General features: G+C 62.3%; 17 protein-coding genes. 2 read left to right on the top strand and 15 right to left on the bottom strand.

From position 1 onward, the window contains the following. Positions 1 to 104 precede the first annotated feature (104 nt). The 4 genes from JWN03_RS16310 to JWN03_RS16325 all read right to left on the bottom strand — a co-directional run bounded on the left by JWN03_RS16310 (position 105) and on the right by JWN03_RS16325 (position 4,697). Positions 105 to 1,592, bottom strand: coding sequence for an NAD(P)/FAD-dependent oxidoreductase (locus JWN03_RS16310; protein ID WP_297615352.1), 1,488 nt, complete (start codon positions 1,590 to 1,592; stop codon positions 105 to 107). Positions 1,593 to 1,618: 26 nt separating this feature from the next. Next, positions 1,619 to 2,053: an ester cyclase gene (locus JWN03_RS16315; RefSeq protein WP_297615354.1), complete on the bottom strand. Its 435-nt coding sequence runs from the start codon at positions 2,051 to 2,053 to the stop codon at positions 1,619 to 1,621. Between the two features lie 671 nt (positions 2,054 to 2,724). Beyond that, the gene (locus tag JWN03_RS16320; RefSeq protein WP_297615356.1) at positions 2,725 to 3,039 is read right to left on the bottom strand and encodes a 2Fe-2S iron-sulfur cluster-binding protein; all 315 of its coding nucleotides are present in this window, start codon (positions 3,037 to 3,039) and stop codon (positions 2,725 to 2,727) included. A gap of 431 nt (positions 3,040 to 3,470) precedes the next feature. After that, the gene (locus tag JWN03_RS16325; protein ID WP_297615357.1) at positions 3,471 to 4,697 is read right to left on the bottom strand and encodes a DUF445 domain-containing protein; all 1,227 of its coding nucleotides are present in this window, start codon (positions 4,695 to 4,697) and stop codon (positions 3,471 to 3,473) included. Between the two features lie 160 nt (positions 4,698 to 4,857). On the opposite strand from JWN03_RS16325, the gene JWN03_RS16330 reads away from it, so the two are divergent. Beyond that, positions 4,858 to 6,111 carry a helix-turn-helix domain-containing protein gene (locus JWN03_RS16330; RefSeq protein ID WP_297615359.1) on the top strand — a complete coding sequence of 418 codons (1,254 nt, stop codon included), beginning with the start codon at positions 4,858 to 4,860 and terminating at the stop codon, positions 6,109 to 6,111. Positions 6,112 to 6,274: 163 nt separating this feature from the next. Next, positions 6,275 to 7,543, top strand: a complete 1,269-nt coding sequence (locus JWN03_RS16335; protein WP_297615361.1) for a serine hydrolase domain-containing protein — start codon at positions 6,275 to 6,277, stop codon at positions 7,541 to 7,543. 9 nt (positions 7,544 to 7,552) lie between these two features. Here JWN03_RS16335 and JWN03_RS16340 read toward each other — a convergent pair whose 3' ends face one another. From JWN03_RS16340 to JWN03_RS16390, 11 genes are all read right to left on the bottom strand, one after another. After that, positions 7,553 to 8,806 (bottom strand): NAD(P)/FAD-dependent oxidoreductase, encoded by a 1,254-nt coding sequence (locus JWN03_RS16340; protein WP_297615362.1) that lies wholly within the window; start codon positions 8,804 to 8,806, stop codon positions 7,553 to 7,555. Next, positions 8,803 to 9,219, bottom strand: coding sequence for a DUF2834 domain-containing protein (locus tag JWN03_RS16345; RefSeq protein ID WP_297615364.1), 417 nt, complete (start codon positions 9,217 to 9,219; stop codon positions 8,803 to 8,805). The genes JWN03_RS16340 and JWN03_RS16345 overlap by 4 nt, the downstream gene beginning before the upstream one ends. A gap of 4 nt (positions 9,220 to 9,223) precedes the next feature. Then, on the bottom strand, positions 9,224 to 9,541 hold the full coding sequence (locus JWN03_RS16350; RefSeq protein WP_297615366.1) for a 2Fe-2S iron-sulfur cluster-binding protein: 318 nt from the start codon (positions 9,539 to 9,541) through the stop codon (positions 9,224 to 9,226). A gap of 74 nt (positions 9,542 to 9,615) precedes the next feature. Beyond that, the gene (locus tag JWN03_RS16355) at positions 9,616 to 10,938 is read right to left on the bottom strand and encodes a cytochrome P450 (RefSeq protein WP_297615368.1); all 1,323 of its coding nucleotides are present in this window, start codon (positions 10,936 to 10,938) and stop codon (positions 9,616 to 9,618) included. 166 nt (positions 10,939 to 11,104) lie between these two features. Continuing rightward, a complete protein-coding gene (locus JWN03_RS16360) occupies positions 11,105 to 14,503 on the bottom strand; it encodes a serine/threonine-protein kinase (protein WP_297615370.1) in 3,399 nt (1,132 codons plus the stop codon). Between the two features lie 169 nt (positions 14,504 to 14,672). Further along, positions 14,673 to 15,683, bottom strand: coding sequence for an ABC transporter ATP-binding protein (locus JWN03_RS16365; RefSeq protein ID WP_297615372.1), 1,011 nt, complete (start codon positions 15,681 to 15,683; stop codon positions 14,673 to 14,675). 20 nt (positions 15,684 to 15,703) lie between these two features. Continuing rightward, entirely contained in the window at positions 15,704 to 16,261 is a 558-nt protein-coding gene (locus tag JWN03_RS16370; protein WP_297615374.1) for a hypothetical protein, read from the bottom strand. Next, positions 16,258 to 16,911, bottom strand: coding sequence for a hypothetical protein (locus JWN03_RS16375; RefSeq protein ID WP_297615376.1), 654 nt, complete (start codon positions 16,909 to 16,911; stop codon positions 16,258 to 16,260). The genes JWN03_RS16370 and JWN03_RS16375 overlap by 4 nt, the downstream gene beginning before the upstream one ends. Next, entirely contained in the window at positions 16,908 to 18,359 is a 1,452-nt protein-coding gene (locus tag JWN03_RS16380; RefSeq protein ID WP_297615378.1) for an MCE family protein, read from the bottom strand. Before JWN03_RS16380 ends, JWN03_RS16375 begins: the two co-directional genes overlap by 4 nt. After that, positions 18,359 to 19,471, bottom strand: a complete 1,113-nt coding sequence (locus JWN03_RS16385; RefSeq protein ID WP_297615380.1) for an MCE family protein — start codon at positions 19,469 to 19,471, stop codon at positions 18,359 to 18,361. The genes JWN03_RS16380 and JWN03_RS16385 overlap by 1 nt, the downstream gene beginning before the upstream one ends. After that, complete coding sequence (locus JWN03_RS16390) at positions 19,471 to 20,598, bottom strand: MCE family protein (RefSeq protein WP_297615382.1); 1,128 nt, start codon at positions 20,596 to 20,598, stop codon at positions 19,471 to 19,473. The genes JWN03_RS16385 and JWN03_RS16390 overlap by 1 nt, the downstream gene beginning before the upstream one ends. Positions 20,599 to 20,632: the final 34 nt, after the last annotated feature.

Genomic DNA, 20,632 nt, shown 5'->3' on the forward strand with positions numbered 1-20,632 from the left:
GGTATTGCGACACACACGAAGGCGGTCTGTTACCGACTTGGAAATTGACCGTCTCCTCAAGTTCGGCATCTCACTTCCAAATTCAAGTCGCAGGGGTCGCACCGTCAAGCACCTGTCGTGCTTCGGTCGGGGTCGCCGGCTTCGGGGAGAACGGCACCGCCATTGCGATTCTCTGAGTCAGAACTCGCCCGAGGTGCCGTGCCAACGGTCCAACCCGGCCGTTCTGTGGAGATTTTTCGACTTGACCGGAAGCCGTCGATCAACCGGTGCCGACGCACATCAATCTCGTGCGGAAGCTGCTGCGCTACCTCTGCCAAAATCTCACGCCGGTTGACACCCGGAGTACGGAGTGCCCGAATCACTGCTGCGGTCAGCCTCACCGGGTTCAACACATGTTCCACAGGCCGGACCCGGTTGAACGTGTCCGAAAACTGTGGCACTTCCGCTGGGTTGTCAGCGAAGCCCGCGATCACAGCCTTCGCCAGCGGGCTCGATGGTGCCGGATTGGTCTCGCGATTACCCCAGTGGTAGGTCGATATCGTGTCGCGGTCACGGTTCTGTTCCCACTGTCGCAATGCTGCGTCCAACTTCGCCGAATCCTCGATCGTCGTCGCGATCGTCTCGCCGAGCAGACGGCCGTGCTTGAGTGCATCACGCTGGCCGTTGCCGGTCACCGGATCCTTGAAGTGCCCGGCATCACCAACCAGTGCCCATCCAGGCCCGGACGAGGCACGGTAGTACGCGGATAGATCATCGGTTGCGCGCACCGGCGACATATTCGTCGCACCGCCGACGCGGTCACGCCACGCAGCATCTTCAGCCAGCTTGGCGTTCCACATCCCCTCAGGGTCGGCCCGGAAAGCAGGGATTTCCACAGCATCACACATATGGACCGCTATTGCTCGACCGCGGGGACAGGCGGGCATCATTAGCGATACCGTCGTGCCGTATCGATAGATGCCGTATTCTTCCTGGGCATCAGGTCCGATCGGGTCATCGAGGTACCGGAAAGCAAATCCTCGACCGTTTTTCGAACCCCGGTACGGGTCCCACACACCAAGTTCGGCCGCTACCCGCGATTTGCGCCCGTCGGCTCCAACCACCACACGAGCACGCAGCTCATGCAGAGTACCCCTTGAGCGATACCGGATTCCGACGGCACGATCGCCATCGGAGATGACCGACTCGAAACCGCATCGCTCGCGAACATCCACACCTGCCGCGCGCGCCGTGTCGACCATTTGCATGTCCAACAGATCACGAGGAATGCATAGGCCGTAGTCGATCCCAAGGAATGAACGGTACCGTTCGCGGAACCTGATGCCGTCCTCGTGTATCGCGAGATAGCGGGACTTCGCCGGGTCGAGAGCGAGTACACGGTCGAGCGCACCCAGCAACACCAACTCTTGTATCGCGCTGGGGACCATGGCGTGGGTGGACATCGTGTCCGATGGGAAGTGTGTTTTGTCAATTGCTACCACCCGCAGACCCGCATGCGCAAGCGGAATCGCAGTTGCGAGTCCAGCGAGGCGCGCGCCTACGATGACAACATCTACGGTGTCCATGAGCATCCGGTTGTTCTTCGCGGCCATCCTACATCCTCTCTCTTCGGCCGAAATCAATTCAGACCGAGCTGGCGCGCGAAAGAGCCCGCGTCATAATAGGCCGTAACCGACTGTGCTGCCCCTTCCGAATCCACCACCCACACATCGGTCCCATAGATCTCGAAGGTGTTCCCGGTCGCTTCCCGTCCCGGAGGGAAACCGGTCCCCGAGTCCTTGCCACGCATCACCCATTCATGGGCCACCCGCCGTGATTCGATGTCGAGCAACGGCGTTCCAATCATCTCGAAAGTGAGATTCGGAAACGCCGCCCATACGCTCTCGAAGAAGGCCCGCGCTTGCTCAGAACCTGCCAGCGGGGCCGGCAACGACGGGTCGGACCAAACGACATGCGTTGCTACAATCTGCATTGCAACGTCTATATCCCGACTATTCCACGCCGCGAAATACCTGGCCGGATAGGAGATCATGTTGTCGCCTGCGTCTGCCATAGGTGCCTCCTGATTATTTTCAAAACGAACGAAGTCCTTTTATGTGCGATCACCGAACCGCGTAAACCGATCCGACAGGCATAAGCTGGATAAGTTCATTTCTGAGCATGAGGTACAAGTCCCAGATTCGAATCACCCTGGGTGGTGAAGCGGCCTACCCACCAGGGGGATACTGCCGACTAGGACCGCTCGCGCGCCACCTCCGCTCGCACCTGGCCCGCGACGCTGACACGCCCGCACGAAGGTCGAACGTCGAGGAAACCGACAGCCTCGCGCCAACGAGACGTTGCTGTCCGTCGGCGCCACATATATCGGAAGGCCTCCAACTCCTGCTGTCCGCCAACTGATCGAGCGGATGCTCCTCCGACTGGGGCTCCTCGCTCGATGATCTCCCGCGTGCGAACCGCCTAACAGACGCCGCGAAGACGGAGCATTAGCGACTGTGGTCATCGACAGGCAATGCCGTAGCGAATGATTTCGCCATGAGACCGGAACCTGTCAAGTCACATAAGAAAGCGGGGTGCTGCGGAAGATCGGAACAGCGATCGGGTCGGAAGCAGTATCGCTGTAGATCGCAGACAAGTCAGCCTAGTGCACCCAAGTTGATCGGCGACGACACGCTGAGCCGGCGCGCAATGCCGGACGTGATGAACAAATGAATTTATTCGATGCTATTGAGGCGGAACGACAACCCGCATCCCATCCAGCTCTTCCGTCACCGTAACTTGACAGGCAAGCCTGGAGTCTTCACAGTACTCGTCCATGAACTCGAGTAAGTCGTTCTCATCGACAGAACGCTCTGAAACATATCCGTGCCATTTGTGGGCGATGTGGACATGGCACGTGCCACACGAAACTTCACCACCGCATTCTCCTATAATTCCAGGAACATTATTTCTCACAGAACCCTGCATCAGAGACTGCCCGATTTCAACATCGACCGTAATCTCGTCGCTGTGGGGTGTGACATAGACTATTTTTGGCACGACTTACCTTCCGTCCGCAGCTACATATTTCCTACATCCGAGGAAAGTGTCCTGCATCTGCATACGATTCACATCCCCCCTGTGAGGGACATCCTCCCCCAACTCGAGGTACATACGTGCACAACCACGGCACTTGGAGGTGCAACAGAATCGCTTTTTGATGGAGAGATACGAATTGCACAAAACTGCGGCGACGACCCTGGATTGCCCCTTAACAGCCGAATCAATCGCTGACGAGCTAAGTCATGTCTCGGGAGCTGCATTCTTCGATCATGCGGGTGCATCAACATGGCGCGACCAGCTCCCGCGGTGGCGACGGTACTGCCGGACAGGCCGGTGACTCACCGATGATGCCCCTCGTGCTAAACGCCATCGCCCCGACTGGTCGGTGACCCGCCGCGGCAGCCTGAGAAGATTCTCGCCGACAAGCGTCAAGTCAACAGCAGGTGCAGTTGAATCTCGCCGATCAGTAGGCCGAGCACAGCTCCGGCGGTGATCAGCTTCCACTCATCCTGTTTGAATGCCGGGCGCAACAGGCCTTCGAACTCTTCGTCGGTCATCAGCTTCATCTTGGCTTCCATGAACTCAGGCAGGTCCATGGCTTCAGCGGCGTAGCCGGCGAACTCGTTGGTGCGCTCCAGCATTCGCCGCACGGCGGTATCGGAGACGATGCGCTTCAGCTCGTCGTAGCGTGTGCCGGCGGCGAACTGCATGAGAAGCTTGGCGAGTCCGGCCTGATTGTCGATAGCGGCTTGGATCTCGTGGTCCAGCATCGACAGGAAGCGATCCGAATTCGGGCCTCTGACAAGATCTTCCAGAACATTCGCGGGTGTCAGTATCTCCTCCGAGATCAGCTTCGCGTAGTCCCGCGTCACCTCGTCGCGGCGTTTGATGAATAGTCCCTGCCAGGTGAAGATGCCGAGGTATCGCCGCGGGCGGACCGGGCGGAAGATCATTTGCAGGGCCAGCCAATCGGTGGTGAATCCCGTGACCGCGCCGAACGAGGGCATGATGAGCGGTGAGTGAGTGGCGGCCCAGGCGCCGGCCTGCACGATGCCCAGTACGAAGCCGAACGGGATTCCGACCCGCACGATGAACCGCATTTCGGTATTGCCGATCGTGCGGATCATCTTGACCAGTAGGGTCTTGTCCCTGACCAGCGCATTGACCGCGAGCATCCGGATGTCCAGTACCGCATCGACATTGGCGCGCAGGTCGGCCATGAAGGTGTCCAGCATCCCCGGAACCGCGGCTTCGACACCGCCGATGACACGGTTCTGCACTACTTCCGGCAGTGCCTGCCACAACGTCGGCTGGAGAGTGTTCATCAACTCCCGCGTCACCGTGGCGACCATCTCGTGCATCGGGTCCGCGAGCCGCTTCATCAGATCGTCGAGGTCTATGCGCTCGATGATCTCCTGTGGGTCGATCAGCTTGCCCAGCATCAGGTCTACCGCGCCGGCGGCCATTCGGGGGCCGTTGCGTGGAATCACGCCTTGCCAGCCGAGATACGGTGGTATACCGATGAATTCGACAGGCCGGAACATCATTTCCACAGCGGCCAGTTTTGTGACGTACCCGATCATTGCCGCAACGAGCGGCATCATCGCATAGACGGGCCAGTTTTCGGCGATGTCATGAAATATCGGAATGCTCACTGATCTCCCGGTGGTGGGGCGAACATGCGATCTCCTCACGATCCGGTGTATGCCCAGTCCGGTCGGTCCCAGTCTTCCGTATCACCCGGGCGATTGTCCTGGGCTACAGTTCAATCCATGACCGGTCGATTGTTGCCACCGACAAAGCGAGGAGGTGGCAATGCCGGAGGACGGCCCTCGGGAATGGCTCACGCAGTTCGCCACGCAGCCGGAACGCCATACGGACATCGACCGCTTGGCCGGACTGATCGGCGACCAGGTGTTCGCGGATCTCCCGAATCTGCCCGGCGATCTCGAAATGCGCCACGCCGCAGAGGTGAATCTGCGCACCCAACTCCGGGAGTTCATGGCGGCGCTGGGTCGGAGCTCGTTCGACGTCCGGGTCCCAGCTGAAGCGATCGACCTCGCGCGCACGCTCGCGCGCCGCAATCTCGACATCGGGATACCGATGCAGGGCTTCCGTATCGGTCAAAGAGTGTTGTGGCAGTACGTGATCCACACGGTCGACGAATCAATCACCGAGGAGAGTCTGCGCCGGGAAGCTCTGGTCCTGCTTTGGGAACGCGCCACCGAGTGGATCGACACTGTCCTCGAGGCCACCATAGCCGCCTACACATTGGAGCGGGAGCAGCTGCAGCGCGGTGTCGATAGTCGGCGGACGTCCGCCGTTCACGCCGTCCTGCGGGGCGAACCGGTCGAGATCGATGAGCTGTCACGAACTTTGGGTCACGCGGTCCGCCGGTATCAGACCGCGCTTGCGCTCACCACGGACACGGACACGGACACGGACACGGACGCCGCCGCATCCGACCTGCTCCCAGTGCTGATGCGACAGGCAACGGAGACTGCCGCCGCCCTGGGTGGCACCAGGCCGTTGATGATTGCCAGCGGCGCTCGCGGTTTGTGGGCGTGGGTAGCGACGCCAGAACCACCCACGGACGGCCCCTTACCATTGCCCCGCCGAGGAATTCGGATCGCAATGGGCACCTCATCGCCAGGTGTCACGGGATTCGTGCACAGTCACCGCGAGGCCCTGGCCGCACAGCGGGTGGCCGCCGGAGGGGTCGCGCTTGTCAGATATGCGGATGTCGAACTCGTCTGTCTCACAACGGGAGACGGGAGCATGGACGCGATGCGCGCGCTGATCACTCGCGAGCTGGGCGCCCTGGCGAATCGACGAGATTCGAATACACGGTTGCGCGATACCGTGCGAGTGTTCCTGATCAACGGGTGCAATGCCGCCAGCGCGGGCAAGGAACTCGGGATCCATGAGAACACCGTCCGCTATCGCGTACGGCAGGCCGAACAACTTCTCGGCCACGTCCTCGAAGAGCGTCGAGTGCACATCGAGCTCGCGTTGCGGTCGCTGCACGCAATGGGTGATCGGATCCTTCCAGACGAGCAGGCACTCTAGAGTTCGTCGTCAGAGTCGCAGCCAGCTGTCGCGCCCGACAAACCTTCGGCCAATCATTGACGGCGGCACCAAGATAACTCGCCGGTAATACTGCGACGCTGTGCTAGGCAATCCTTTTCGAAATAGGATGCAGCGCACAATTGCCCAGAGAAGGTGATCAACGATGATCAGGCATATTCCGTCGATGCTCGGCCTCGGTCCCGACCGGAGAATTGCGGTCCCGGACGATCTCCGCGCGATCACCATGATCGGCCCGGAATCCGATCCCGCGCACGCCGGATTGGATCACGCGGCGGTGGAATCGATCTGGTCGGCGGTATGCGAATGGTACGCGGCTGGTGTGAATCCGGCGATTCAGATCTGCCTGCGCCGCGACGGCGCGGTAATTCTCAACCGCGCGATCGGGCACGAACCGGAGAACGCGAAACCGGCAACACCGGATACGCCTATGTGCATCTACTCGGCGTCGAAGGGCATCACCGCCACGGTCGTGCACATGCTCGCCGAGCGCGGCGCCCTCGCGCTCAACGACCGTGTCTGTCAGTATCTGCCGGCGTTCGCTGCTCACAGCAAACACCACATCACCATCCAACAGTTGCTCGATTACAGCGCGGGTATCCCCGAAATGCCGCGAGATGTGCCCTTGGCGGCGCTCATCGACACAGACGACCGGATGCGATCGATTCTGCAATCACTGCGCCCGCTGCATCGCCCCGGCCTACTGCACATCTACCATCCACTGACCGGTGGTCTGGTACTACGGGAGGTCGTCCGGGCCGCGACGGACCGGTGCATCAGTGACGTCCTCGCCGAGGAGATCCTGCGCCCGCTCGGCTTCCGGTGGACGAATTACGGTGTCGCACCACACGATCTCGCCCTCGTCGGGCGGTGCGCCATGGCGGGGAGGACGGCACCGGCGCCGGTGACGAGCATCATGCGCCGAGGCCTGTCCGGCTCGCTCGACGACATTGTCGAGCTGGCGAATCAAGATTCCTTCCTGACTGCGGTACTGCCGCCGGCGAACGTCGTTTCGACCGCGGCCGAACTCGCGCGTTTCTACGAAATCCTGCTCCGCGGTGGTGAACTCGACGGTGTCCGCGTGCTCAACCCCGAATCAGTGCGTCAGGCGGTCGCGCCGCGCGGCCGTCTGGCTGGAGTGCCCGGATTGCGGATCAGCTCCGGATTCGTACTCGGCCAGCACATCAGCCTCTTCGGCCGCAATACCGAATCGCTCTTCGGTCACCCGGGACTGACCTCGGTATTCGCCTGGGCCGACCCCGCGCGCGGCCTGAGCGGCGCGGTAGTCCCGAACGGCAAATCACTGCTCGCCGGGAACATCCATCTGACCCGGCTGTTGGACCGAATTGCCTGTCGCATACCGCAGTTGACCAGTCCACCGCATTTCACCGGCGTCAGCGGTCGCGCGGCATAACAATCGCAATCAGCGCCCTGTCCGCGACCGCGCGGCCAGCACATCCCGCAGCGATACATCCCCGTCGGCCAAAACAGCCGGGTCGACCGGCAAGCGCTCAGAGATCAACTTCTTACCGGCCATAAAATCTTTCGGGCTGTTCGCCGTCTCGACCGCACATACGGTCCAGTCCCGACGCAGATGGAACAATGCGAAGGAGTCGAGCGACGCCCCCGGGCGTGCGATCGTGGTGACCTCGTCCTCCAGCAGCCCGGCGATCTTCAGCTTCAGCTCGAACTGATCCGACCAGAACCACGGGGTTTCATGGGCTCCCCCATGGGAACTGACGATGGCTGCGGCGGCATGCTTGGCCTGTTCCACCGCACTCGGAATGGATTCGAGGCGATACAGCCCGTCAAGCGCGTCATGCGGTCGACGGGTGGCGTCACCGATCGCCATGATTCCCGCCACGTTCGTGCGCCCGACCCGGTCGACCAGAATGCCTGCGTCGCATTCGACGCCGCACAGTACGGCCAAGTCGACGTTGGGCACCGCACCGATGCCGATCAGGGCGTGATCACAGGCAATGACCGAACAATCTTCGGCCACAACGGATGTGATTGCTCCATCCACTGTTCGAAACCCCGCGACGTTGAAGTTGGTGACCACGCGCGTCCCACGCGAAACGTGGTACTCGGTCAGCCGGCGGGATAGTTCGGCGCTCGCAACGCGCGCCAGGATCCTGTCCTCGCGTTCGACAACAGTGACGTTGATACCCTTCGATCGGGCAACGGCCGCAACCTCCATCCCCACATATCCGCCGCCGATCACCGCCAGCGCGCTCGTCAGCTCGAGCGCGGCGCCGAGCAGGCGCGCATCCGGAATTGTCCGGAGCGTCAATACACCCGAGGCGTCGGCACCTGGAACCGCGATCCGCCTGGGCGTGGCGCCGGTCGCGATCACGACGGTCCCGTATTCCCGGAACTCGCCGTTGTCGAGGATAACCCGACCGGAATCCCGGTCGATAGTGGTGACGTGCACACCCAACAGCAGTTCGATCTTGTTGTCCGCATAGAACTGAATGGGCTTGAGCCACTGCACCATCGCGTCGTCGGTGAACTTCTTCGACAACGGGGGGCGGTGATAGGGCGGGTGAAGTTCGTCGCCGATCAGCGTGATCGGCCCTTCGAAATTCTGCTGGCGTAGCATTCCGGCGAGCGTCGCTCCTGCGTGGCCGGCGCCGATGATCACCACCGAATCTGTCGATCGTGCTGTCGAAGTCATCCGCGCGTCACCTCCGATCGGACCACAGGTTCGATCAGCGGATCATGGCTTCGATCCAAGAATCGTTCGCGAGCAACGAGATACAGCGGAAATGCCATTGAGACACCGATGTAGGACAGGGCGACGAAGAGTGCTCCCCATTTGGGGCCCATACCGATTCGCGTGGTGTCGGTGACCACCCACACGATAAACGCGGCCCAGGTGATCAACATGTCGATACTGAGAAAGGCGGCTGTGCCGCCGGCGGCGAACGCGTCGCCGAAGAAGGCGATCGGGTTCAGGATATTGCCACCCGCCCGCATCCAGTCGAACGCATACGGCCAGGTCAGAACTACCGCTCCGATCCCGACAAGCACATACAGCGCATGCCGGACATTTGTCCACGCCGAGTGACCGGTCATTGGATTCGTCACCGGATCACCGGCTGTCAGCGACGCGAATATGGATCTCTTCATCGTTGTCGCCGACGATGAGCTGACACGACAGCCGAGATTCGTCATCAGCGCCGTCGAGGTAGGCGATCAGTTCGGTTTCCTCGTCGGTCGGCTCGGCGAACAGCTCCCAGTGCCCCCGGGCGAGATGGACGTGGCAGGTTGCGCAGGCGCAGCTGCCTCCGCACTCCGCGACGATGCCCGGGAGATTGTTGTTGACGGATCCACTCATGACGCTCTGTCCTGGATCGACGTCGACACGCGTCGTGGTCCCGTCCAGCAGGTGGTAGGTCACTTTCGGCATCGCGGCACGGCACTTTCTATTCGATGAAAAACGGTGTGCCGGGGGAGCTTTCAACCCCCGGCGCACCGCAGGTCTCAGGAGAAGGTCAGATGTACGGGCAGGTGGCGCAGGCCGCCGACAAAGTTGGTCTGGATCAACTTGGGCGTACCGGTCACCTCGACGCGCGCCAGCCGCGGCAGCAGTTCCTCGAGCATGATCTTCATCTCGAGCTTGGCCAGATGCTGGCCGATGCACATATGCGGTCCGTAGCCGAAGGCGATCTGCTTGTTCGGTCGCCGGTCGATATCGAAGGTGTCCGGGTTGTCGAACACGTCGGCGTCCCGGTTTCCGGACTGGAAGAGCAGCATCAGCCGGTCGCCCGCCTTGATCTGCTGACCACGAAGTTCGTAGTCCTGGAGCGCGACACGGGTGAAGTGTTTCACCGGTGACACCATTCGCAGCGCCTCGTTGACGAGGTCCGGGATGAGGCTCGGATCATTCTTGACGCGCCCGAGGATGTCCGGCCGGGCCGCCAGGTAGTGCAGGCATCCGGCGAGGGTGCTCGCGGTGGTGTCGTGCCCCGCGGTGGCGATGGCAACGAACCAGCCGTAGGCGAACATCTTCGGAAAGTATTCTCCGGTCTCATCTTTCGCGACGGCGATCAGCGTGGCCAGATCGTCGAGGGGTTCGGCACGCCGGCTCTCGATGAGAGTGTCGAAATAGGCGTAGAAGTCGGCGATCGCCGCCGCCCACTGCTGTGCCGCCGCGTCGGGTGAAAGAGCTTCGACGTCAGCGCGCATGGCGTCCGGGTCGGCGACACCGAAAAGATCCTGCGTCAGCGACATCATCCGCGGCTCGTCCTCTTCGGGAACGCCGAAGAGCGTATTGATGACGTGCAGTGGGAAGAAGACGGCGAACTCTTGGACGGCATCGAGATCCGCACCGCCTGCGACGAGACGCTCGACAGAACCCTTCGCGATCTCACGGATCCGGTCCGACCACTTCTTGAGGTTCGCCGGCCGGAACCAGTCGAAGGCCACATCTTTGATCGTGGTGTGCTCCGGCGGATCGAGGTACGGCAGCGCGTCGAGAATCCGCAGGCTGCCTCCCAGCAGTTGCTTGGTGAAGGCATCGCCGGCCTGGTTCTGCAGAATCGGATTGTGCGAGCCCTTCTCCTCACCACCGCCGGCGCTGAAGATCGCGGGCTGCCGCTCGATCTCCATGAGATCGGCATGCTTGGTGACGAGCCACAGTGGGTCATAGCCGTCCACGCTCACCTGCGGCAGGGGCTGGTTCTCCCGCAGCCATCGATAGGCCTCATACAGTTTGGCGTCGTCGCTGTGGCCCTGTGGAAGCACAATCTGCCGAGCGATCTCATCGGGGACTGTTGCGGTGTCGGCGGATTCGACCGTCGTCATGGTCAACCTTCTCTCGGTTCTCGATTCGTGGCGGAGAACGCCGGTGCAGTGGCGCTGTCCGGAACCGCACTGTGACTCGAGTCTCATGGAAAGCGCCCGGGTGCGCGTCACCACATCGAGGGGTCTTGCCCCCACTCGGGAGGGAGAGACGACCTTGAAGGACCTGTTATGCGTGCAGGAGATCGTCGATAGACGATGCGGTCAGATTCGACAGCGACGCGGCATCGTCGCCCGATTTCAGAGCCTCGAGCACGGCCGTCAGAATGCCGTCGATACTCGGCCCGCCGTCCAGTACGAGGCGCGGCAGACCGATCTCGACGCACCTGGACAGGACCGGTAAAAGAACATCCTTCGCGGTGCTGACATCACCGGCCGCACCGAGGCAGTTCGCGTGCAGCACTGCGCATTCGACGAGCGCTCTAGGACGCCCTTGTCGTTCGACGCGCTCGACCAGCGCCGCCGCTCGAATAACTGCGGACCGCAACGATTCCGGCGTGCCTTCGGCAAGGAGCACCCTGATAACCGAGTCTTCGTCGAGCTGCGCGGTCACTTCTTCGATACCGTTGCCAAGCCGCGGACCGCCCGGCACAGCGGGTAGCCGCGCCAGCTGAGATTCCGTCAGCGGCAACCCGATTCGAACTTTCTCGTTCACAATCCGCGCCGCCAATCGAGGCAGAGTGAGCGCCTCGGCGATCTGCATGCCCTGTTCGAGCCTGTGCCGCGCATCATCGATCTGACCCCGAAATGCCTTGATCCGTGAGCCGATGCCGTAGGTCGCGAGCATCATGTCGACGATGCCGCCCTCGTCAGCGAGCTGGGTGCTCTCGTCCAGCAATTGTTCTGCCTCGCCGACTGCTCCCTTTTCGTAAAGCAGGGCACCCAGCAGCGCGCCGGCCAACCGCGCCGCGTATCCGTGCGGTCCGCTCTCACGCCCGAGTCGCAGAGCATCACGAAGCTGGCCTTCGGCCCGGGCGACCTCGAGTTGCTCGTGGGACGCTATCCCGGCCATGCAGTAGTTGTACATCACGCTGAATGGCCCAGCGGTCTGCGCGTGATACGTCGACGCCCATGCCTGCCACCGCTGTACCGCGTCGAAATCGAAGCTGTGCACCGCAACAAAGGACGCGATACCCGCGACTGCGGAGCCGAGGAATGGGCGAACAATATCCGATGCGCTCCGGCAGCCGGAGATCAACTCGTCCACACCGTCGATGCGATCGGCGAAGACTCTGTCCACACCACGAACGAAATCGGCCTCCATCCGGAGATCGGATCGATCACCGTCGGAAAGAACTTCGTCATCGAGTGAGGAGTCCACCTGCTCGAGAGCGGCCTCTGTCGCCGAATGATGGTGCAGCAGCACATTTCCCCAGGCAACGAGCAACTGCATACGCGGCCTGGTTCGCACGAGCGCAAGGGGCAACTTCGCGATCAAACCGAGCAACGTGGACATCTTCGAGTTCTCGACCAGTTCCATCCCATCGGCCTCGACCAACTCCATAGCGCGCTCCGGATCAGAGCCCGCCAGTGCGTGATCGACGGCCTCACTCAACATGTCGTGCTCGGCAAACCATGCCGATGCCGTGAGGTGCAGTTCGAGAGCCCGGTCCGGGCAATCGGTTTCGAGACGCCGCTGCAGGAACTGGGCGAACAGATGGTGGTATCGGAACCACTCCCGGTCGTCATCGATGCTCTGCAGGAACAGATCTCGCCGTTCGATCTCCTCCAGCAACAATTGCGGGGACGATCCCCCGGCAAGCCGTCCGGCCAGACTGCCGCAAATCTGCTCGGTGATCGACGTGACCATCATGAAGTCGAGCAGTGCCGGCTCGAGGTTGTCGACGACATTGGCCATCAGATACTCGCCGATGGCATGGTGCCGCCCGGACAGTTGTTTGATGAAAGCCGCCGCGTCCTCTCGACGCCGCAGCGACAGGGATGCGAGCTGAAGTGCCGCTATCCAGCCTTCGGTAGACGAGGTCAAAGCCGTGATCCCGGCACCGTCCAACCCCAGATCATTGATGTCCACCAAGAACTCTCGGGCCTCGGAGTCAGTGAAGCGCAGATCGTCCGCGCAGATCTCGACGAGCTCGTCCCGCACCCGCATGCTGCTCAGAGGCAGTCCTGATTGAGTTCGACTGGTCACGATCACGCGGATGTGATGGCAGCCATTCTCGATCAGAAAATCCATCGCCGTGATCGTGCCCTCGGCGCTCACCTGATGCCAGTCATCGACGACGAGCGCGACAGTCGCCCCGGCATCGTGAATTCGGTTGATCAGCTCGCCGAGCACGTACCGGGCCGCATCCTGCCCGTGTTCCTCCAGCACCTGACCGAGATCGGTCACCAGCGTGGGCCGAATATGACGGAACGCGTTCAGGATGTTCGAGAGAAACCAGGCGACGTTGTTGTCGTCGCGGTCGACGTGCAGCCAAGCGACCGGAATTCCCTGATCGGACAGGGCCGCCCGACATTGTGCCGCAAGCGTCGTCTTGCCGAAGCCCGCCGGGGCGTGGATAACGACCAACCGTCGCGGACTGCCGCCCCACAGCCACTCCAACAGCCGGCGACGGCCTACGAGCGAGTGCGCGGGCGTCGGCGGGCGGAATCTGGTGGACACGCCCGGCGGTGTGCGAGCCCGAATCGAAACCGCCGGGAGAACAACGGCCGGTCGGGGCAACGGCGTCTCGGCGCTCCTGCTACCTACCTCGATCGCCTCCAGCTCATCGCGGAACTCGGCTGCCGTCTGCGGTCTCGCTGCCGGATCCCTGGCCATGCCGTGTTCGATTGCGGCACTGATGCCTTGGGGGATGCCCTCCGCACGCAGGTCCGGAATGGGTGCGGTGGTGATCCGGAGAAACTGTGCGACGATTCGCTCGCCACTCCGGCGCTCGAATGCGGCGTGTCCGGTCAGCAGACAGAAGAGCGTCGCCGCGAGACCGTAGACGTCGGCGGCGGGACCCGGCGAATCCCCTTGCAAGACTTCCGGAGCCGTGTATGCAGGCGATCCGGCGATATCCCCGCTCGACGTCTCGAACGCGCCGCCGAAGCGCGCGATACCGAAGTCCGTCAGCTGCGGTTCGTCATAGTCGGAGAGGAGGATATTGGCCGGCTTCACATCCCGATGCACGATGCCGGATCGATGCGCGGATTCCAGTGCGCCGGCAATCTTGATCCCGATGGCCCTGACCTCGGGCCACGGCAGCGGCCCATCCCGGCCCACCAGATCCGCCAATGACCGGCGTTCGTAGAACGGCATCACGATGTACGGACGGTTCAGCGCCGTCGTGCCGATCTGCAGGACCTGGACGATATTCGGATGGCCCGAGAGCCGTCCCATCGCACGCCCCTCGCGAATGAACCGTTCCCGATCTTCCAGCCCGACATCGGCAGACATAACCTTGACGGCGACCGCACGTTCGAGTTCCGGTTGCGCACACCGGTACACCACGCCGAAGCCTCCGTGCCCGATTTCGACTGCGTCACTGAATCCCTCGATCTCGAGGTCAGCGGCGATATCGAGCGACAGATCGCGCTCGGTGCCAGGTTGCTCGATATCCGACAACTCAGGAACTCGATTCGTGGGGCACGCCGAAAACCGCGGGGTCGCCGCAGATTGTCCTCACATCGAGTCGCCGGAGGTGTCTCGTAACGAAGGGCAACCCTTCCGCTACGGCCCTTCCGTCAGAATACGTCGTTGGCCCGCCGCTCGACGCCGAAGCGGCCTATGGGCGTCAGACTTCCGCTGGAAGCGACACCATCGGGGTCATAGTATTGAGAGAGTCCATAATTGCGTGCTGAGCCTGCATCGGCAGCGTGTGCATGATCTCGCGGACGCGTTGCTGGCGGCGGCCGACCGCCTGCCGGAACGGCATGCCGGGGGTTGCCTGCATTTGCGGGATGATGCCTTCGACCTCTTCGGCGCCGCCCTGGTGGTGTCCGGCGTCGACCATGGCCTGTTCGCGGGCCATCTGCGCCTCGTCCTTCTCTTCCGACATCCCGATCGGGCCGATCATGCGGCCGTTGAGGAACTGCCTGACGACCGGTTCCTCACTGGTCAACAGCACCTCCCGCGGTCCGAAGGTGACCAGCTCACGGTGGAACAGCATGCCGATATTGTCGGGCACCGTGCGCGCGAGGTTGATGTTGTGTGTGACGATCAGAAACGTCGCGTCGATCTGGGCGTTGATATCGAGGAACAGTTGGCTGATGTAGCTGGTGCGCACCGGATCCAGGCCAGAGTCCGGCTCGTCGACCAAGATGATTTCCGGGTCGAGCACCAGGGCGCGGGCCAGACCGGCGCGCTTACGCATACCGCCGGAGATCTCACCGGGCAACTTGTTCTCGGCTCCGATCAGTCCGGTGAGATCGAGCTTGTCCATGACGATCTTCTCGATTTCCGACTCCCGCTTCTTCGTGTGCTCGCGCAGCGGGAAGGCGACGTTGTCGTACAGGCTCATCGAACCGAAGAGCGCACCGTCCTGAAACAGCACACCGAAGAGCTTGCGCACCTCGTACAGTTCCTTGTTCGAGCAGGTGGTGATGTCGGTGCCGTCGATGATGATCGAGCCCTGATCAGGCCGGAGCAGGCCTATCAGCGACTTCAGGAACACCGACTTGCCGGTGCCCGACGGACCGAGCAGCACACTCACTTCCCCGGCCGGCAGATCGAGCGTCACATTCTGCCAAATCCGCTGGCTGCCGAAGGATTTCGTAAGATTCGAGACGGAGACTGCGATTCCCATGATTGCTTCCTGACGTCGGATCAGATCGGTTCGAGCCCGGCGATGCGCCAACCGCCGGTGGTGTCCGTCATCGACACGCGGATCCGGCTGCCGTCCAGCTTCGGATCTGGCGAGTCCGAGTTGGTCGTCGTCTGGTTCACGAACACCAGCAGCGTGACGTGGTCGGGCGATTGTCCGACCACGCCCACCGAGACGACCTCGGCCTTCGTCACGATGTGCCTGTCCTTGGCAGCCGGAATGATCTTCTGGTCCCCCAGCGATTGGAATTCGTTCTTGAAGTCGCCGGTAAGGCTGTCGTAACGCGCCTTGAATTGCTGGTCGACGGTGTTGAAGTCGTAGCTCAGCAAGGCGGCGACCGATTCACGAGCCGCCGCGGTCGCGGCCCGGCCTGCGGCGGCCGTCGCCGAATCGTGGTGCAGTTCAGTGCCTGTGTAGACGGTTCCGGCCAGACTGGCCACGGCCCCCACCACTGCCATACCAAGGGTGAGCCGTAGTCGCGTCGCCGACCACGTCCCCATCCCAGCCGAAAGCCGGTGGACTACATTAGCGGGCCGCGACCATAATGCGCGAATCTTCATGACACAAACTCCACATTCGAGACGAGCCAACGGCCGTCGACCGAGTCCAAAGAGACCTTCATGCGATAGACACGTTGCTGCCCGGTCGGCGCCTCGGTGTTCTGCACCGTCGACACCACCGCGGCCAGCACGGTCGCGTGCTGGTCGTTCGCATCGACCAGCGCGACCTCCTTCGCTGCGCCCGTCGAGACGACCTGCCCCTGCTGGAGGACCGACAGGAATGTGCCGCCGGTGTCGGCGAACTGGTCGTGGAACTTACCGGTGGTCGTATCGGCAATGCGCTTGATGTCACCGGCGGCGCTGTCATGGCGCAGGGTCACGAGGTCGGCGACGGCCTGCCTGGACGTGCTCAGGATGGCCGCGTCGCGGTCCTGTCGATGCTGCGCGACGTGCAGGTGCCAGGCCGAAATCCCGCCGAATATCAACGCTCCGACGACGATCGCTGCGGCCAGCGCGAGTATCGCGAGCGCGAGGGACCTCGGCCGCACCTCGACTGGATCCGTGTCGACGACTGGTTCCGTATCAACAGAATCCGACTCGATCACCTGATCCTCGTCCAGCTGATCCTCCGTCGCCCGGTCCCGACCCGACTCGGCCTTGTCCGCCAATTCCTCGTCAGCACAGTCGATTTCGTCTGGATCGACGATCATTTCAGAAACAGTTGTTGCCATTCCAATTCCTCCTCGGTGCCGGTCGCGATCAGGTTCTGGATCGAATAGGCAATGCCGTCCGGCGTCCTGAAGCGTCCCGTCTGTGGGTCATACGGCACCGTCTGCGCGGCCGGTTGGACCGGCGGACTCGTGCCCGCGAGCGGTGGACCAGCACCGACAGTCGGTGGATTCGTCTCGGCGTCCGGCGGGCTCCCCGCGGCAACGGGCTGCTGCCCCGGCCTGGCCATCATCTGTGGCCACTGCGACGGCGGGCCGCCTGGGCAATCGGCGACGTTCGCGGTGCGAACACTCGGGTCGGTGGCGCACGGCGCGTTACGCACGCCGCGGGCATCGCGATTGTCACTTTGCGGGAGCTTGCAATAGGCGTTCTCCGGCGCCGGCACGGGACTCAGATCGCTAGGATCGCGGCGTTGCGTCTCCTGATATCCCTCGGTGCACGGAAAAGGATTGCCGGTGTTGAGCAGCTTCACATCCAACGGACCCTGCCCCGAGAGGCGGTCGTTCGGGTCCTGAAAACCGTTGTGCATGTAGTTGATCGCCGACGACAATGCCGGATACACGACCAGCAGGTGCCGCAGACCCGGCGCGTTGACGCGCAGCACTTCGCCTGCTGTCTGCAAATTCATCAGCAGCAGTGGCAGTGTCGGCGTGAGGTCACTCAGTGTCCCGCCAACTGTGTCGAAGAAGGCCGGTCCGGTGCTCAGCACTTCGCGGATATGCGCGTCGCTCATCACGAGTTGATCGGTGAAGGAGGCCAGGTTGGTCGCAAAAGCGTTGATCGAGGGTCCCGATCGGCTCAAGGCCTGCAATACAGGCTCGGCTGAGTCGATCAGCGCCGTAGTCTGCTGAAGGTCGCCGTGCGCACGCCGCACCAGGGAAGCTGATGCCGCCAGTGCTTGGTTCACTACTTCCCCGGTGCCGCCGAGTGCGGCGGACGCTTCGTCCACGGTTGTCTTCAGCGACTCCTTCGGTACCGACTGCAATAGCGTGTTGACCTGGGAGACAACAGTATTCGAGGCCTCCGGAATCCTGGTCCGGTCCGTGCCGAGAGTGCTCCCTTCATGTAGATAGGGTGCACCGGACGAGCGTGGGACGAGGTCGACATACTGCTCACCGACCGCAGAAACGCTGCGGACGATGGCATCGGAATCGGCAGGCACCTCACGCGAGGACTGCAGTTGCAGAATGGCGGCGGCGCCATCGGGTCGCAATTCCATACGGCGCACGACGCCGACGTCTACGCCTCGATAGGTCACGAGCGCGTTCGGATACAGACCGGAGGCATCGACGAATACGGCTGCTACGGTGTAGGTGCCGATTTTTGTGAATCGTTGCAAGCCCGCATATTTCACGGTGCAGAAGCCAACCGATAGCACGGCGATCACGGTGAACACGATGAGCTGGATTCGGATACGTTTCGACAGCATCAGCGCGGCCCTCCGTTGTCGGGGTTGGCGGGGTTGCCGGGGGCTGCCGGAGCAATCAGTGGGTCCACTGCCTGGCGGGCAGTAAGGCCTCCGAAGTTGTGCGGGATGCTAGGAATCACCTTGTTCGCGATGGTCTGCGGGCTGATGTCAAGGGTCAGAAAGAGATTGAGATAGTCCCCCCGAATGCCGCGATCGGCGGTCGTAACGGGAAACGGGATCGTCAGTGCGATCTTCAGTGCCTCGGGCAGGTCATTGCCCGCGGCGGCCAGCTGCTGCAACGTCGGCGCGAGGTTCGCGAGATTCGCCTGTAGATCGATCTTGCTGTCGTGCAGTATTCCGGTCGCCTTATCACCGAATTGTCCAACAGCGGCAAGCATTTGGGTCAGCTTCCCCTCTTGCCCCCGGAGCACATCCAATGCCGGCTGTATCGATGTGATGCCTCGATCGATCACCGTCGACTGCTGAGCGAGTTCGGCGCCGAGCCGATCCATACTGTCGATCGCACGGGTGATGTCGTCGCGCTGCGCATCGAGTCCACCGACGAATCGGTTCAGGTTCCCGATCAAGCTGTGGATCGACTCCTCCCGACCGCCCACGGCGTCGTCGAGTTCACCCGTGATTGTCCGCACCTGTTGTAGACCAGCACCATTGAGCACCAGCGACAGCGCGGAGAGCACCTCTTCGACGGACGCGTATTGACCGGTTCGTGCCAGTGGAATAACCGCGCCGTGCGCCAGCCTCCCGGTGGGCTTCTCGGTCGGGGGAACGGAGAGCTCGATGTATTGGGAGCCGAGTACGCTCGTCTGCGACAGCTTCGCACCGATATTACCGGGCAGCACCACATCATCGACGATGGCCAGCGTGAGTTTCGCGTGCCAGCCGTCATTTTCGATTCGCTGGATATTGCCGACCGTCACATTGTTCGCCTTGACGGGCGAATTGCCGACCAGGTTCTGCGCATCCGCCAATTCGACCGTTACCGTGTAGCCGCTACCGGCTACCGCATTGCCAGGCAACGGGATCGAGTTCACGCCGTCGAATGTGCAACCGGCGGTGGCGATCAGACCGGCACAGCTCGAGACGAGGCCCAGCACGCGAGATATCTTTGCCATCAGTGGCCTCCGCGCGGGTTGAGAATGTCCGCCAGGCTGGGAATCGGTCCTACCGGCGCGGACGGTGCCGATGGGAGCTGAGGAGCGACCGCACTGGCGAGCTGCCCGACGAAAGCGGTTGTCGCCTTGGTGCACTCGCCCGCCGGAGCATTGACCGTCGTCAACAGCGCGCAGATCAGCGATCGTGGATCCAGGCCGTCCGGAATCGCGACCGCACCGGTCAGCGAATTCGATTCTGGGTCGTAGATGTTGTAGAGGTCCGACAGCGCGGACGGCGCGGCATGCAGAATCTGCGCGACCGTATCGATTCGATCGACGAGTAGTCGGGTGAGCGTAGTCGCCTTGACGACATCGGTGCCCAGGGCCGCCCGATTCTGAGTGATGAACTGGGTGACCTGAGTGAAGGTCGTCTGAATGCTGGACAGCAGCGCGTCAAGTTCGGTCCGGTTCGAGTTCAGGACACCCGAAAGCGACGCCAGTTGGTCGCTGAATCCGCTGATCTGGTTGTCCACCGCGGCAATCGCGGTGGTCACCGCCTGCAGGTTGTCCACGCTGGCGAACAGATCGCTGCCGCCGGCGTCGAGCGTTCGTGCCGCATTGGACAGGGCGGTCAGTGAGTCGTGCAGCGACTGCCCGTTACCCGTCATTGTCGCGGCCGTGGTGTCAAGGAACGAGTTCAGGGCACCACGCTGGTCGGCATCGTTGGGACCGACATCGCGACTGAGTTGCACCAACTGCTGCTTGATCTCGTCGAATTCGACGGGCGACGCGGTCCGTTCGATCGGGATCGTCGCATGGTCTGCGAGTGTCGGCCCGCCGGTGAATGCCGGAGCGAGCTGGACGTAGCGGCCCGTGACGAGGGTTGGTGCGATGATCACCGCTTGGGCGTCGGCCGGCACCGAATACTTTGCGTCATAGGTGAATTCAACCCGGACTCCCTTCGCACCCGGCTCGATCTTGTCGACCGTGCCGACAGGCACACCCAGGATCATGACGCGATCGCCGACGTAAAGGCCGGAGGCGCTGCGGAAGTATGCGGACACGTGGTTCGTGCCGTCGCGCTCGACGAAGAACGCCGTGGCGAGCAGGACGGACCCGACCGCGGCGAGCACGGTGAGGAGCCTCACCCCCCGAATTCGGGGCCGAGTGCGCAGCCCTTTG

Origin of the sequence: Nocardia sp., from assembly GCF_025465275.1 — a bacterium.
GTDB lineage: Bacteria > Actinomycetota > Actinomycetes > Mycobacteriales > Mycobacteriaceae > Nocardia.

Bases quoted from the DNA above. Each gene is read 5' to 3' on its own strand.
- JWN03_RS16310 (WP_297615352.1), bottom strand. From the start codon at position 1,592: ATGGCCGCGAAGAACAACCGGATGCTCATGGACACCGTAGATGTTGTC.
- JWN03_RS16315 (WP_297615354.1), bottom strand. From the start codon at position 2,053: ATGGCAGACGCAGGCGACAACATGATCTCCTATCCGGCCAGGTATTTC.
- JWN03_RS16330 (WP_297615359.1), top strand. From the start codon at position 4,858: ATGCCGGAGGACGGCCCTCGGGAATGGCTCACGCAGTTCGCCACGCAG.
- JWN03_RS16335 (WP_297615361.1), top strand. From the start codon at position 6,275: ATGATCAGGCATATTCCGTCGATGCTCGGCCTCGGTCCCGACCGGAGA.
- JWN03_RS16340 (WP_297615362.1), bottom strand. From the start codon at position 8,806: ATGACTTCGACAGCACGATCGACAGATTCGGTGGTGATCATCGGCGCC.
- JWN03_RS16350 (WP_297615366.1), bottom strand. From the start codon at position 9,541: ATGCCGAAAGTGACCTACCACCTGCTGGACGGGACCACGACGCGTGTC.
- JWN03_RS16355 (WP_297615368.1), bottom strand. From the start codon at position 10,938: ATGACGACGGTCGAATCCGCCGACACCGCAACAGTCCCCGATGAGATC.
- JWN03_RS16365 (WP_297615372.1), bottom strand. From the start codon at position 15,683: ATGGGAATCGCAGTCTCCGTCTCGAATCTTACGAAATCCTTCGGCAGC.
- JWN03_RS16370 (WP_297615374.1), bottom strand. From the start codon at position 16,261: ATGAAGATTCGCGCATTATGGTCGCGGCCCGCTAATGTAGTCCACCGG.
- JWN03_RS16375 (WP_297615376.1), bottom strand. From the start codon at position 16,911: ATGATCGTCGATCCAGACGAAATCGACTGTGCTGACGAGGAATTGGCG.
- JWN03_RS16380 (WP_297615378.1), bottom strand. From the start codon at position 18,359: ATGCTGTCGAAACGTATCCGAATCCAGCTCATCGTGTTCACCGTGATC.
- JWN03_RS16385 (WP_297615380.1), bottom strand. From the start codon at position 19,471: ATGGCAAAGATATCTCGCGTGCTGGGCCTCGTCTCGAGCTGTGCCGGT.